11 protein-coding genes and 1 riboswitch are annotated in these 14,451 nt (G+C 67.5%); all 11 genes read right to left on the reverse strand.

Annotation, left to right across the window (positions count from 1 at the left end; all coding sequences use genetic code 11):
- Positions 1-105: 105 nt before the first annotated feature.
- A complete protein-coding gene (locus tag CWT10_RS13360; RefSeq protein WP_103063093.1) occupies positions 106-876 on the reverse strand; it encodes a C40 family peptidase in 771 nt (256 codons plus the stop codon).
- A riboswitch (cyclic di-AMP (ydaO/yuaA leader) is annotated at positions 877-1,046 on the reverse strand.
- 171 nt (positions 1,047-1,217) lie between these two features.
- Positions 1,218-1,895 carry a metal-dependent transcriptional regulator gene (locus CWT10_RS13365; RefSeq protein WP_103063092.1) on the reverse strand — a complete coding sequence of 226 codons (678 nt, stop codon included), beginning with the start codon at positions 1,893-1,895 and terminating at the stop codon, positions 1,218-1,220.
- A 145-nt stretch (positions 1,896-2,040) separates the two neighbouring features.
- Entirely contained in the window at positions 2,041-3,420 is a 1,380-nt protein-coding gene (locus CWT10_RS13370) for an MFS transporter (protein WP_103063091.1), read from the reverse strand.
- Between the two features lie 173 nt (positions 3,421-3,593).
- Complete coding sequence (locus CWT10_RS13375; RefSeq protein ID WP_103063090.1) at positions 3,594-5,114, reverse strand: NCS2 family permease; 1,521 nt, start codon at positions 5,112-5,114, stop codon at positions 3,594-3,596.
- Between the two features lie 45 nt (positions 5,115-5,159).
- The gene (locus CWT10_RS13380; RefSeq protein ID WP_233188144.1) at positions 5,160-6,464 is read right to left on the reverse strand and encodes a DUF3027 domain-containing protein; all 1,305 of its coding nucleotides are present in this window, start codon (positions 6,462-6,464) and stop codon (positions 5,160-5,162) included.
- Between the two features lie 234 nt (positions 6,465-6,698).
- On the reverse strand, positions 6,699-7,769 hold the full coding sequence (locus CWT10_RS17505) for a helicase-associated domain-containing protein (RefSeq protein ID WP_244936748.1): 1,071 nt from the start codon (positions 7,767-7,769) through the stop codon (positions 6,699-6,701).
- The gene (locus CWT10_RS17510; RefSeq protein ID WP_244936749.1) at positions 7,679-9,067 is read right to left on the reverse strand and encodes a hypothetical protein; all 1,389 of its coding nucleotides are present in this window, start codon (positions 9,065-9,067) and stop codon (positions 7,679-7,681) included. Before CWT10_RS17510 ends, CWT10_RS17505 begins: the two co-directional genes overlap by 91 nt.
- A 50-nt stretch (positions 9,068-9,117) precedes the next feature.
- Positions 9,118-10,320 (reverse strand): family 16 glycosylhydrolase, encoded by a 1,203-nt coding sequence (locus CWT10_RS13390; protein WP_158247649.1) that lies wholly within the window; start codon positions 10,318-10,320, stop codon positions 9,118-9,120.
- Between the two features lie 191 nt (positions 10,321-10,511).
- Positions 10,512-12,143: a glycoside hydrolase family 36 protein gene (locus CWT10_RS13395; RefSeq protein ID WP_128683495.1), complete on the reverse strand. Its 1,632-nt coding sequence runs from the start codon at positions 12,141-12,143 to the stop codon at positions 10,512-10,514.
- Positions 12,144-12,148: 5 nt separating this feature from the next.
- Positions 12,149-13,489: an ABC transporter substrate-binding protein gene (locus tag CWT10_RS13400; RefSeq protein ID WP_103063087.1), complete on the reverse strand. Its 1,341-nt coding sequence runs from the start codon at positions 13,487-13,489 to the stop codon at positions 12,149-12,151.
- A gap of 44 nt (positions 13,490-13,533) precedes the next feature.
- Positions 13,534-14,448 carry a carbohydrate ABC transporter permease gene (locus tag CWT10_RS13405; protein WP_103063086.1) on the reverse strand — a complete coding sequence of 305 codons (915 nt, stop codon included), beginning with the start codon at positions 14,446-14,448 and terminating at the stop codon, positions 13,534-13,536.
- Between the last annotated feature and the right edge of the window lie 3 nt (positions 14,449-14,451).

The following is a 14,451-nucleotide window of genomic DNA, read 5'->3' on the forward strand; positions in this document are numbered from 1 at the left end:
ATGTTGGAGGCGGTGCGGCCGCTTGAGCGCACCGGCGAATGCAAGATCGCCCCGCTCCTCCGGACGAGGAGCGGGGCGATCCGATCAACCGGGGTCGATATACGGTCAGTAGACGCGGAGGTAGGTCACTCCCGAGTAGACGGGTCGGTAGGAGACGCCCTTGGAGGGGGTGGCGTCAACCATCATCCCATCGCCCGCGTACAGGCCCACGTGCCCGGACCACCACAGGATGTCACCGGGACGGGCCTCATCCGCGGAGATCGGCGTGCCGATGGCGCGGATCTGCCCGGACTGGTGCGGGATGCTGATTCCGTACTGGGCATAGACGTATGAGACCAGGCCCGAGCAGTCAAAGGAGGACGGACCGCCGGCTCCCCACACGTAGGGGGTGCCCAGGTACTGCATGGCCAGGGCCACCATGCCTTCACCGGAGGAACTCGCGGCAGACGCGGCCACGGTGCTGTCCGCAGTCTCAACGGCCGCCTCGGCTGTCTGGGCCGTGTCGAGGCCCGATTCCTCGGTGGTCTCCTCGACCTCGGGCTCCTCGATCACGGGCGCGGTGGCGGTGGCTGCGGCGACCTCGACGACGTCGGGGCTCCACGCCGTCTCCCCGCCGGCGGAGATGGCGGCGTTGGTGGTGACGGCCTCGCGCGCGTCATTGGCGAGCGCGGCCACGCCGGCCTCATTGAGCGCACCGGCCGAACCGACGGCCTCGGCGTCATCACTGGCCGCATTGGCGCCAGAGGCGATCATGGTGAGGGCAAGTCCCGAGGAGGCGGCGACGGCGAGGCCACGGCGGGCAACGGGGGCGGCACCCGTGAGCGGTGTCAGCGGACGCGTGGCCTTGCGGTGGCGGGCCTTGACATTAGTAGTCAATGAATTCTCCTGAAGAGCCGACGAGGTTAGCTGTCGGGTTCGGGCGGGAGGCGCCCGGCCCGCATCATGCGGGCTTCACCCCGAGGCCGCTTGCACTTGAGCACAGCTGCCGAGAAGTGGTTCCCCCGTGCCTGCCGGAGATATTCGTTGGGAGGAGGCTACTCGCACCGGCAGACTTGGGCTCTGCGACTGCCTCCGCAGCCAGGGGTGCCGGCTACGGCCTCAACCGTAATGGACTTCTCGCGAAGTGGGTACTTCTTCCCCGCCCTAATCGGTGTGGAATCTCCCACGCCGGAGTCATACGGGCGACAATCGAGCCCGCGCGCACCCGCTGGACCCCTTCAACGCTTCAGGAACAGATGCCTGACAAGGGCGCCGGGCAGCAGGACCGAAACGGCGTCGTCGTCTTGGCGAGTGACCCGGATGCCGCCGATCGTGGAGTTCAGCCGGACAGAAGTGCCTGCGTGGATGGCGGCGTCTTCGAACTGGGCTATCAGCTCCACATCGGCCTGAATCGGTTCTCCCACGCGAGAGACGACGGCGTCGGAGCGGCCGTCGCGGACCAGGCGCTCGGCACTGATCTCGTCGGCCGCGGGCGCCGGACGGGTGGGCACGCGGTCGGGAACCGGATTTCCAAAGGGGTCGGCGTTGACGTCGTCGAGTATTTCCGCCAGGCGATTCTCGACCTGTTCACTCATCACATGCTCCCACCGGCAGGCCTCTTCATGGACGAGTCTGCGGTCCAGACCGATGACGTCCAAGAGCAGCCTTTCAGCAAGCCGGTGTTTGCGAATAACTTCTGTGGCCCGACGGCGGCCCTCGTCCGTGAGCTGCAGAGAGCGGTCATCGGCCACCCATATCAGGCCGCTGCGCTCCATGCGGGAGACCGTCTGCGACACGGTCGGCCCGGAGTGCCCCAGGCGCTCCACTATCCGTGCTCGCAGCGGAAGCACGCCGTCCTCCTCAAGCTCGTACACGGACTTCAGGTACATCTCGGTAGTGTCGATTAGCCCACTCATCTGGTCTCTCCTCCGATGGCTGCTGCCCGATGCCGCACGGTTGACGCATCCGGGGGGCGGCGCGTGCACACGTGCCTTAAAAGGATATCGGCGTCACGTACGAGGCCGCGACGAGGCCCGCAGGAGGGCCGGTCGGGGACACCGATCAGGCCGGCTCCTGCCTACCCGGCTCGGCGGAGTCGTCGGTCCCGTTATCCACTGCGTCTGTGGTCCCAGCTTCGGCCTGCTCAGCGCTCCCAACTTCGGCCTGCTCGGCCTGCTCGGCCCGTTCACGCGGACCGATGGTCGCCAGGAACGGACGGGTGGAGGAGTATGCGAAGTCGATGTGCCAGTGGTGCCGCACCCAAATGCCGGCGGTAACGGCTGCCACGACAGCGGCGATGCCACCGGCGAGGATCGAGATGCGCGGTCCCCACTGATCCGATACCCAGCCCATGATCGGGGCGCCGATCGGCGTGGTGCCGAGGAAGAACATCATGTAGATGCTCATCACGCGCCCGCGCATAGCCGGTTCCGTATTCAGTTGGACCGTCTGGTTAGCGCTGGTGAGCACGGTTAGCACACATAGCCCGACCGGAATGGAGGACAGCGCGAACAGCTGGTAGTTGGGAGCCAGCGCCATGAGGATCGTGAACACGCCCAGGAAGAAGGCGGCGACCACCAGTGTGCGCACGCGCGGGGACTTGCGGCGCGCAGCCCACAGGGCTCCGGCCAGGGAGCCCACGGCGAAGATCGAGGAGACGGTGCCGTAGGCATCGGACTCCATGTTGAAGGCGGAGCGCACCATGGCCGCCATCGTCACCTGGAAGTTGAGGGTGAGCATAGAGACTATGGTGATCACCGCGATGATCACCATCAGATCGGTGCGGTGGCGGATGTAGGCCAGGCCCGCCCGCAGCTGTCCCCTGGCCCGCTTGGCGCGGGGCATGTCATACAACTCCGATACGCGCATGCTGGCCAGCGCCAGGGCCGGGAACAGGAAGGTCAGGGCGTTGACCAGGAAGACCCATCCCGGCCCGACCCAGGCGATCACCAGGCCACTGGCGGCCGGACCCAGCAAACGGGCGGCATTGAAGGAGGCCGAGTTCAGGCCGACGGCGTTGGCCAGGTTCTCCGCAGGAACCATCCGGCTGACGAAGATCTGGCGGGCCGGAGCATCGTAGGCAGCGGCAACTCCCGTGGCGAAGGCGGCGAGGTAGACATGCCAGAGGGCCGCGTGCCCGGCGAGCACATCGACGGCCAGGATAAGAGAGAACAGACCCATGGCTGACTGGGTGGCAATGAGGAACTTACGCTGATCCACCCGATCTGCGAGCAGTCCGGCGTGGGCGCTGAACAGCATGGCGGGCAGGAACTGGAGAGCCGTGGTGATGCCCGTGGCGGAGGCCGAATCATCGGTCAGAATCCGCAGCACCAGCCAGTCCTGGGCCACGCGCTGCATCCAGGTGCCGGTGTTGGCGACCAGCGCGGTGAAGAACCAGATCCGGTAGTTGTGGAACTTGAGTGACTCGAAGATGCTGCTCACGGTGGGAGGACGGCTCCAGCTTCATGGTGTTACGGCGGGCGCGAGCGCTGGGCTCGCACTTTTTTAGGATCGGTTAATTGTACGTCTGTACAACGCGCGCAGACAGGGGGGGGCGACGACGTGCCTCAGCCGCGTCGTCGCCCCCGCTCGAGTTGAGGTCCGGCGCCCCGTCGTCAACCGACGCCGAGGATCGCCTTAATGGGTTCGAGAGTGAAGTAGATGATGAACAGCACCGAGGCGACCCACATCAGCGGGTGGATCTGCTTGATCCTGCCGCAGGCGAGCTGGATGATCAGGTAGGAGACGAAGCCCGCACCGATGCCGTTGGTGATGGAGTAGGAGAACGGCATCATGATGATGGTGATGAAAGCCGGCAGGGCGATCTGCGGGGTCTTCCAGTCGATGTCCGTCACCTGGGTCATCATCAGGAAGCCGACAACCACCAGCGCCGGAGTGGCGGCCTCATAGGGCACCATCGAGACGATCGGGGCAATGAACATGCTGGCCAGGAACAGCAGTCCGGTGACTATCGAGGCCAGGCCGGTGCGGGCGCCCTCACCGACCCCCGCAGCCGACTCGATGTAGGAGGTGTTGGAGGAGACACCACCGGCACCGCCAGCAATCGCGCCCAGGGAGTCGACCACGAGGATCTCACGGGTGTTCGGCGGGTTGCCGTTCTCATCCAGCAAGTCACCCTCCGCGCCGATGGCAACCATGGTGCCCATGGTGTCGAAGAAGTCGGCCAGCATGAGTGAGAAGACCAGCAGCACCACGGAGACGACGCCGACCTTCTCCACGCTGCCCAGCAGGCTGAACTGGCCGAGGGTGGCCAGGCTAGGCAGTTCAATGGGCGCGCCCTCCAGGGCGGGGATGGACAGCGACCAGCCCGTGGGGTTGGTCTCCGCGTCGAAGGCGCCCAGGTGGGCGAAGGCCTCGATGAGGGCCGCCAGGATGGTGGAGGCGACGATGCCGATGAGGATGGAGCCGCGCACCTTGCGTACATGCAGCACCAGGATCAGGAACAGGCCGAACAGGAACACCAGCACGGGCCAGCCCTGTAGGGAGCCACCCAGGCCGAGTTCCAACGGGGTGCCACCGGCGCGTACGACCTTGGCGTCCACCAGTCCGATCAGGGCGATGAACAGGCCGATACCCACCGAGATCGCGGTCTTGATATCTGCCGGGACGGCTCTGAATACGGCCTCGCGGAAACCGGTGAGCACGAGGACCAGGATGATGACCCCCTCGATCACCACCAGTCCCATGGCGTCGGCGTAGGTCATGCCGCTCATGCCCACCAGCGTGTAGGCGATCATGGCGTTGATGCCCAGGCCGGCGGCCAGGGCCATGGGGTAGTTGGCCACCAGGCCCATGAGGATCGTGATGACGCCCGCAATGAAGGCGGTGCCGGCGGCGATCTGCTCCGGGCTTCCCAGCGGAGCGATCCCCTCATGGGGCGTGGACAGCACCAGGGGGTTTAGGACAAGGATGTAGGCCATCGTGAAGAACGTGACGATGCCGCCACGAACCTCGCGGGCCACCGTGGAGCCGCGCTCGGAGATGTGGAAGAAGCGGTCTACCGCGCTTGAGGTGGGCGCCGCCTTCGCCCGTTCAGATGCTGCGGGAGTTGGGGTGTGTGTGGTCACGGCACCGGATTGTTCCAGAAGCGGAAGCGACGGCGAAGCCGCGGCCATAACTTGGGACGGCCGCGTGCTGGCGCCGCAGCCGCTCCCGCTCGTTCAGGACCGGGTGGGCAGTGAGGCCTCCAGCTCGGCCAGGGCCGCCGCCGCGTCATGGTGCTCCGCGACGTCGTGGTGGGTGTGCTCCTGGGCCAGGTCGGCGACGGCGTCGCGGGCGGAGGCGGCGCGACGCAAGGCATCGGAGGCCTCGGAGGCAGAGTTCCCTACTTTTGCGGCGGCCTGTGCCGAGGCCGGCGCCGAGTCGGTGCCCGTGTTCTCGGCTGCCTCGGCATGGGCCGTCGCGGTGTCGGAGGATTCCCCCGGCTGGGGCGGGGACGCGGTGGCGGCTTCATCCGGGGACTGTTCGGGTCCCGACTCCGGGGCGACAGCGGTCTTGGTGGACTCGCTGGGCGCGCTCTGGGCGGTAACGGGCCCGCCCTGCTCAGCCTCACGGATCTCTTCAATGCTGTACCCGGCACGCAGGTCCATGCCGTTGGTTGCCAGCGGCTCCATGGCCACTTCGTCCAGGCGCGACGGCGCTACCGGCCACTCCGGCCCCTGATCGGGCAGGTCGGTTTCGGAGTGGGCGCCGCAGCCGTGATCCAGGGAGACCACACGCCCATCGTCGACTGCCCACTCGTTGGCGCATACGCCGAAGGTGTTGCGCAGGCGTCCGGCCATGGGTACCAGGAAGCCGCAGGTGGAACAGGCGGCGTGGGCCTTGCGCACGCCTTCGGCGTCGGGGCCGTGGTCGCCGTCGTACCAGCGCTGGGCGGCGCGGCGGTAGCCCTCGGCGGACAGCACGCGGGCGCGGCCGAGGTCGAGCTCGTCCAGGGCCACGGTATCGCCGTCCTCGCCGGTGGCCTCCCAACCGGGCTGCAGGCGCTCGTCAGTCTCGCGCCGCGGCAGGCGATCTGAGCGGGATGCGTCTCCGGGAAGCAGGCGCTCCGCCCACGGCACCCAGGCGGGGGCCAGCAGGGCCTCCTCGCCGGGAAGCAGCTCCAATTCACAGATTGTGGCGGTGCGGCCGCGCGGGGGCCGGGCCATGGTGACGGCCCAGCGCCAGCCGCGGTAGCCGGCGAGGTTGCATTCGAACAGGTGGGTGATCAGCCGTTTGTCCAACTGTCGGGAGGCGACGTACCTGCCGACACTGACCGGCTCGGTGATCTCTCCCAGGGCCTTGCGGGCGGCCTCAATGGCGACCTGGGATGTGAGCACCTTGTCCTTGGCGGCGGTGGCCTGCTGCGCCGCGGTCGGCAGGGCGCCGGGACGGGCACTGGCCACCGGGGCGCGTTCGGGGCCGGCCGCAGGGATAGACGTTTTGCTCGACTTGTTCTTCGACCTTTGAGTCGCTGCGTCAGTCACGGTTCCAGTGTAGGGGGCCGCCCCGGTTCCCGTCTGCACCGTCCACCGGTCCCGCGGATGGACCACCTGGCTGCCGTTGGACCACCTGAAACGCACTCTCAGACGGTCCAACCGCAAAAGCGCGGTCCAACCGCAGAAACGCGGTCCAAGTACGCGGCCGGCAGTCAGCCGGACCCACACCCACCCAAAGCCGCCGTTCCGCCATGGCCGACAGCCGCCGCGAGCCCAAGCCCCTTAAGGCAGATCAACCGACACGATCCGATGCACGGCCACGGTCAGCTCGGTCTCCCGCACCAGATCGGCCAGACGAACCCGGCCGGGTTCGACGGCGAGCACCCGCACGGTGCGTTCCTGCACGGCCCCGTCGGGACCGGCTAGACGCAGCCGTACTCGTTCCCGGGAGGCCTGTGCCTGCCGCATCCGGGCCAGGGCGTGCACCGGGTCGGCGGCGGTCACTGAGGCGCCGCCGGAGGCGTTTCGTGCCTCCTCCCCCGCCCGCATCCGCCCTACCAGCGCGACCAGCTCCCGGGGGCCGGGACGGCGTGTGCGTACGGAGTGCGCGTTTCCGGGGTGGGCCGGAGGCGGGCAGGGCGCCCTGCGCCCAGCCCCAGGACGCGTCGCCACGAGCACGCGACCGTGCTCATTCTCAAGGACGGGGGCGAGCCCGGTGGCGCGCAGCTCACGCAGCACCACCCCGGCGGGAGCGGTGGAAAGGATGATGCCGGGGGCAACCTCGTCCAGCCCCAGGCCCGCCAGGGCGGCGTCGGCTTTGATTCCGGCGGCGACGGCTGGGTCGGCCACCCGCAGGACGCTGGCGACTTCACGCACACGCACCACCCCGTGGCGGCGGGCTGCGTCGTCCACCAGTACCTTCAGCGCGCCGGGCAGTGGGGACGGGCTGAAGCCGGCCAGGGTCCGGAGGAGTTCAGCGGCCGACCAGCCCCCGTCCAGGGCGCGGCGCACGGACTGGGGGGTGAAGCGGACGGTAAGGGCGCCACCCCGCGATTCGACGACGCTGCTGCGTTCCAGGGCGGCCGCCAACGCGGGGACGGGACGCCCCGGCACGATCGCGGTCAGGTCGGACTGCACCAGAAGCATGTCGACGGGCTCGGGCAGGTCGGCGGCCAGTGCCTGTTCGAGGGCGCCCAGGACCCGCCCGCCGGGATCGGCGCTACCCCGGGGCTCCGAGGGCGGGGCGGACTCGGAGTCGGCGCCTACGGAGGCGGCCAGAACGCGTCCGGCACGGCTGAGGGCGCCTGCGCCGCTGATGCCGAGCAGTTGTGCCTCGGCGAGAACCGCCGCCACGGCGCCTTCGGGGGACGGCGGCGGGGGCGGCTGAAGGCGAGGCTGGCGTGCACCCAGTCGGCGTGTGCCGCGGCGCCCTCCGGCAACGAACCGAGCAGGGCCAGGACCCGGTGGCGCAGTCCAATCGCCCAGGTGGCTTCGACGTCGGCCCCGAGCACGGGGCGCAGGACGCCGTCGTCGGCACGGGTGCCGACCAGCCAGGGGGTGCGTGCCGAGCCGACCCAGGCGGCCGCGAGCGTAGACCACTGCTCGGGCAGTTCGGCTTCCAGCCAGGCGGTGCTCGTATCCGCCGGCACCCAAGCGGCGCCGCCCTCATCCAGACCGAGGAGCCCGGCGCCGGCGGCCAGTTCGATGACGGTGGCGGCCACGGATCGCTCCAGGTCCAGGGCGGCGGCGGTGCGGTCGAGCGCCCGCACGCCCACGCCGCCGGTGCGCAGAATCGGACCGCCCTCGCGTCCCCATTCGGCCAGCAGCTCGCGCGTGACCCGAACCACCTCCTCGGCGCGACTCGTGGCCTCGGAGGCGACGGCGTCCGCGCTCAGCACCTCAAGGTCATCGGCGGCCGGGGGCGCGAGGGGATCCTTAATCAGGCGTCCCCCGCGCAGGGCCATGCCGACCTCCCGCGGGAGGATGAAGCGGGTGCGGCCGGAGGCGTCGGAGGCGCGGAGTAGCCAGCCGCGCCGAACCAGTTCGGCCGCACCGGCGGGGCGATCTCCGGTGCCGACCGGCGGCCCCCAGGTCAAGGCCCGTAGCACGCCAAGGCCAGCGATCGGTTCGGGGGCCTGTTCCAGGTCGGCCAGCGCAGGTGGGAGCCGGTCGGCGGCCAGCGGCTCGGCGGCGGCCGGACCCAGCCCGAAGGGGTGGGGCCCGAAGGCCTCCACGAGTCCGGGCACCGGACCCGCACCAATAATCAGCGCCAGACGGTTCAGCACGGCCAGGCGGGCGCAGACGTCGCCGGCGGTCAGTCCCAGGGCGGTCGCCACGGTGGCGGCGTCGGCGCTTTCCAGGGCGACCGTAGCTTCGGCGACGGCCATGGTGACGGCATCCAGGTCACGCAGCGCGACCTCGACGCTAGGACGGGCGCCGGCGCGGGCGGCCAGGGCGGTGAAGGAGGCAGAGGGCGGAGCGGCCAGGTCGGGACGGGCGGCTAGGAGGGCGGCAACGTCGCGGTCGGGCAGGGCCATTAAGTGGGCGGCCAACTGCTCGACGCCAACACCCACGAACGCGCGTCCATAGTCGCGCGCGCCACTTCCCGGCAGTTCCTCGGCACGGATTCGACCGGCATCACCTGCACTCACCCGCACCAATCTACCTGCGTCGCCGCTACCTCCCCCAGCCTGGATGCAAGTCAGTAGTCGACCCGGAGGTTTCCGAAGTCCGGTGCCGGACCATCGGGGTTGTCCACCGTGATGGAGTTAACCCCGGCTGACAGCCTCACCCTGATCGGCAGTTGGGAGAAGCTCCCCGTGAAGGTGCCATTAGACACTCCCTTGATCTCTGCCTCAACCAGACCCGCAACCAGCACGCGGAAGCTACGCGGCCCGGCACAACGGTAGTTGAATGTCAGTGTGTACTCTCCATCTTCCGGAACCCACACATTAGCCAGTGTGGCGTCATTCCCGTCCCCGCCGAGCCATCGCGTCACCCATCTGTCGGAGCGAGTCTGACCACGTAGGTAACCGTCCGCGACGGTCAGCTCGTAGGGGAGGGTCGGTGTCTTCTGATACGCCCTGAAGTAATCGATCTCGAAGTACTTCGGGTACGGCACCGTCGGATCATACGGTCCAGTCCATCCCCCTTTGGTGTTGTCATAGATTCCCAACAGGGTCATCATGGGATATCCCACCGTCATGCGCGTTGACGCGACCATACGCCCATCTATGGCCATCTTCATTCCGTGAGCGTCCCAGTCAAATTCAAAGACGTGGAAGTCGTCTGCGAAGCCAGCACCGTCCGGCAGCACAAAGGACTGTTTCAGGGGGAGCAGGCCGAAGTAGTCCTTCCAGACGTGCACTGAGAAAGCACCGCCGGTGGCCCGATCCTTCCCGAGCACCTCGAAGATATCGACCTCCCCGGACTCTCGCCCGATGACTCCGGCCCCCTCGGGCTGGTCCTGGTTCGCTCCGATCATCCACCAGGCACAGTGACTTCCACCCCCTACCGCCATACGCGCCCGGAGCTCGAAGTGGCCATACTTCTGCAAATGACCCCGAAATGTCGGCACATCTCTTGCAGTACCGGGATAGTTGGTCCAGCGGTGCAGGTCATTGCGCTCATAGGTCTGCACGGAACTGATCCGCATACCCGAATCATAGACGGGGTCCCATTCCTCTCGATCTTGACGCATCACCAGACGCAAATGACCGTCCACGACGTCATAGTCTGTCTTCGTGGCGCCCGTGGACCAGTGAGGCAAATAGTCGTCCAGGAACAGTCGGCGGTCCAGAGCGCCGGAGAATTCATCCGACGCGACTAGATGGTATCCGTCCAACTGGGGCGTGGTCGGATCCACGCGGGGCGCCAGCGGAGGCAGTGGGCTTGCCGTCGACATATCTAGACCACCCTGCACAATAGGCCGCCGCTGGGGCGTCCCCGAGACCATTGCCTCGGACGCAGCCGCTGGACCGCCCGCCGCAGAAAGGGCAATCGCGGAGAATGCTCCCCCTACAAGAGTGCGCCTACGCACCCGGGGGGTATTGGCAGTCATTTCAGGTCGCCTTCCCATGTATGTCGGATTCAATTTCACTTGGCCAGGATTCGATCGCTCATACGCGCAGGCGGGTTGATCCAGGGCTCGAAGTCCACGATGCGTCCGTCCACCTCGAAGCGGTAGCGTCCCAGAGCCCTGACCCGCGCCCCGGTCCGGGCCCGACCGCACAACTCACGGATCTGGTCTCGCTCAGCATCCGTCAGCCAGGCATCCGGGTCCGAGCAGCCCACGACGCCGGACACCAGCGCCATGTCACGGGTGACGGCGCAGGCCTCGGGGCTCAGAAGCGAGCCTCGTGAGCGTGCGAAGGCGACGTCCGGGTCCGTATCTACGATACGGCTAAGCCAGCTCCTGGCCACGGCGGCGCGCAACGCGTTACGTACCGCAGGACCACTGGGGTCGCGCCGCCGCTCGGTGTTGTCCCAGTATGGGGCGGTGTCGGGACCGACCCGCATGCCATCTACAACACCCAGCGATGGAGCGATTACGGCACCGGAGGCCATCAGGTAGGCGTCAGGGGCTGCTCCCCTTATGGCCTCCAGCCCGAGCCGGTAGGCAGCTTCCCGGTCGACTCGGCGGTGACGGAGTCCGCATATGGCGGCGGCGTTGAGGAAGTCGAGTTTGAGGTAGCCGTACCCCCACTGCGTTATTCGCCCGACCAGTTCGCGAATCCAGTCCAGGGCCTCAGGATGGGTGCAGTCCAGCGCGTAGTACGGCGCCGCCCAGTTGTAACCGGCTACCGCGGGCTCACCCGACTCGGTGCGCACCAGCAGCTCGGGGCGCTGCCGGGCCAGCGGTGAGCGCGCCGACACTATGAACGGGGCGAGCCAAAGCCCGGCCTCCATGCCGGCGTGGTGTATGTGGTCGGCCAAGGCGGCCATGCCCTCGGGGAAGTTCCCGTTGGGCTCCCAGTCGCCCACGGCGCGCTGCCAGCCGTCGTCAATCTGGACGACGCCGTAGCCGTTGGCCGCGGCGGGGAGGATTTCGGCCTCGATTCTCTCGGCGGTGATCTCCTCGAACCAGGAGTACCAGGAGGACCACACGGGCCCCGGATCATCGCGCCGTGCCGGCGTCTCCACGGGCAACCCGACAGAGTCGGCCAGGGCATGCGCCCACCGCTCGAAGACCTCCAGCTCCGGGCCGACACCTACCCACCAAGCGACGTCACTGGAAGACCCGGGTGGGAAAGGAGCGGCGCCGCCCTGCCCAGTCAGGTGCGCCAGGGTACGCGCCTGGATCCGCCCGGGCAGGAGGTCGAGCACGCCCGTCCTCCCGCCCAAACGCCCGATGAGCAGGCAATCGGTCCGCCCGTTGTCGCCCGGTTGCGATGGAAGGACGACAGCGGTCAGCAAGTAGGACCGGTGGCGGTCGTAGCGGTCAGTGGCGGGTTCCTCGGCGGTGGCCGTCCGCTCCGGGTTGTCCCACACCCGCCAGGGGTCGCGGTCTTGGCGCCACCAGGCGGTAGGGGACCAGGACGTCCACCCGTGCCGGTACAGTTCCGCGTCGCCACCCGCCGGATGGTCGATCACCATGGCCTCGGCATCAATTACAACTCCACTGGGATCGAGGCTTAGCGCCGCCTGCGATCCCGCTGGATCGCGGTGCAGCACCCAGGTCGAGTCTTGTCGCGTCAGGGTGAAGTGCACGGGCACGGGAGACGTCATGACCTTCACTCTTCCAGTAGCGAGTTGACCTTGGTGGCCAGTTCGGGAAGGGCGGTGGCGGGGTCCACCTCACCGCGCTGGATCCGCTCGATCACCACGTCGGCCTCGGAGTTGATTTCATCGGCTTTGAAGGTGATCGGGTAGTAGGACAACGCCTGCGGATCCTGGGCGATGTCCAGGAAGGCCGACACGTCCACTCCGGCTGCCTCGTGGGCCTTGGCGGCGGCCTCGGACTGCGCCGTGATGGAGGGGAAGACCACGGCCTCCTGGGCGATAACCGACTGGCACGCGTCGGAGGTCAGGTACTTGACCCACTGCCAGGCCTCGTCCTGGTGCTTCGAGGACGCCGTGATGGAGGGGGCTAGGCCATTGATGATGGTCTTGCGTCCCTCGGGCCCCTTGGGCAGCGGGGCGAAGGCGAACTCCTGCGCCTCAGATCCGGCCCAGGTGTTGATCCTCCAGGAGCCGTCAGGAACGAGGGCGGCCTTGTTCTGCTCCATCATCGGCTCCAGACCCAGGTTTCCGGCCTGTTCCACCGGCGTTACATAGCCGGCGTCGATCTGCTGGCGCCACCAGGTCATGGCCTCGATCAGCTTGGGCGAATCGAGGTTGTAGTGCGTTCCGAAGGGGTTAGTGTCCAGGTACTCGAAGCCGTTGGACAGGGCCAGCCAGGACCAGGGGCCCTGGCCGACAACCCCACCACCGGTCTCCAGGCCCCAGCCGTAGGTGGCCACCTTGGTCTTGTCAAAGCCGGGCTCGTCTCCCCGCACGCCGTTGTCGTCAACGGTCAGGCGGGCGATTAGCTTGCCGAAGGAACCGCCGTCCGTGGGGTTCCAGTCCAGATCGTTGAGGTCCTCCGGGGCGATTCCGGCGTCTTTTACGTCCTTGACGTTGTAAACCAGGGCGATGGTGTCCCAGTCCTGCGGGATGCCGTAGATCTTGCCGTCGTAGTTCCACAGTGCGGCCAATTCACCGGTGTACTGACCCAGGTCGATCCCGTCCTGCTCGATACGTTCGGACAGGTCCGCCAGCGCACCCTTGGAGGCGAGTTCCGGGTAGTGGGCCACATGGTTGGTGATCACATCCGGGGCGGTTCCGGAGTTCAGGCCGATGGTGAGGTTCTGCCAGTAGTCGTCCCAACCCTTCTGCTCAATGGTTACGCCGATGCCGGTCTCCGCGGTGAAGGCATCGGCACACTTCTGGTAGGCGGTCTGCTGGTTGGGGTCCCACAGGGAGTAGACGATGCTCTTCTCGGAGCCTTCCGCGCCGAGTTCGGCCGGGGTGCAGGCGGCCAGGCCGGAACCGGCCAGGGCCAGCGCGGCCAGTAGTGCGGTGGTGCGTTTCATGATTCTCTCCTTCGAGATGGGATTGGGCGCCGATGGCGCGGGATTCACTTGGCGGAGGTAAGACTGATGGAGGAGACGAGCTTGCGGCCCAGCAGCAGCAGGACGATCAGCATGGGGAGCGTCTGCAAGGTGGCGGCGGCCATGAGGCCGGTCCAGTCGGGGCGGGTCGAAGGCGAACTCTGTTGGAAGACGGCCAGTGCCACATTCAGCAGGCGCACCCCGTGGTCCTGGCCTATCAGCTGTGGCCACAGGTACTCGTTCCAGGCAAATACCGCCTGGATAATCGCCACAGTGGTGATGGGCGTGGCGGCCATAGGGACAATGACCCTGTGGAAGGTGGTCCAGGAACTCGCGCCGTCGAGCATGGCGGCCTCTTCAACCTCCCGGGGCAGCGACAGCATGAACTGGCGCAAGAAGAAGATCGCGAAGGGGCTGACCAGCACGTAGGGTGCGAGCATGCCGGGGAAGGTGTTGAGCAGTCCGGCGTTCTTGATCAGCACGAAGTTGGGCAGCACGATGAAGATCGGGGGGATCATCATGCCGGTCAGGAGCAGACCGAATAGCAGGTCCCGCCCGGGGAAGCGCAGCCGGGAGAAGGCGTATGCGGCCATGGTGGAGGTAGTGACCTGGCCCGCGACCAGCAGTGCGGTGAAGATCAGGGAGTTGCGCAGATACAGCCAGAAGTACATCTTGGCACCCGATCCCCCGGCGGCGAGGCTCTCCTCGGCAGACACCAGCCCGAGTACCCGTTTGAAGTTGATCAGCGTCAGGTTGCGCGGAATGAGGGAGTAGTCCCCGTTGAACACCTCCGCGTTGGAGATCAGCGCGGTGCGGATCGCCCAGACGAATGGCGTCAGCGTGATCGCCAACAGCAGTATGAGCAGGGCCCAACCCAGGATTCGGCCGGGGCGGCGCAGCAGGACAGGCTGACTAGTTACGGTGCGCAAGGAGTCGGTCATGAT

The sequence above is a fragment of the Actinomyces qiguomingii genome, from assembly GCF_004102025.1.
In the GTDB taxonomy this organism is placed as follows: Bacteria; Actinomycetota; Actinomycetes; order Actinomycetales; family Actinomycetaceae; genus Actinomyces; species Actinomyces qiguomingii.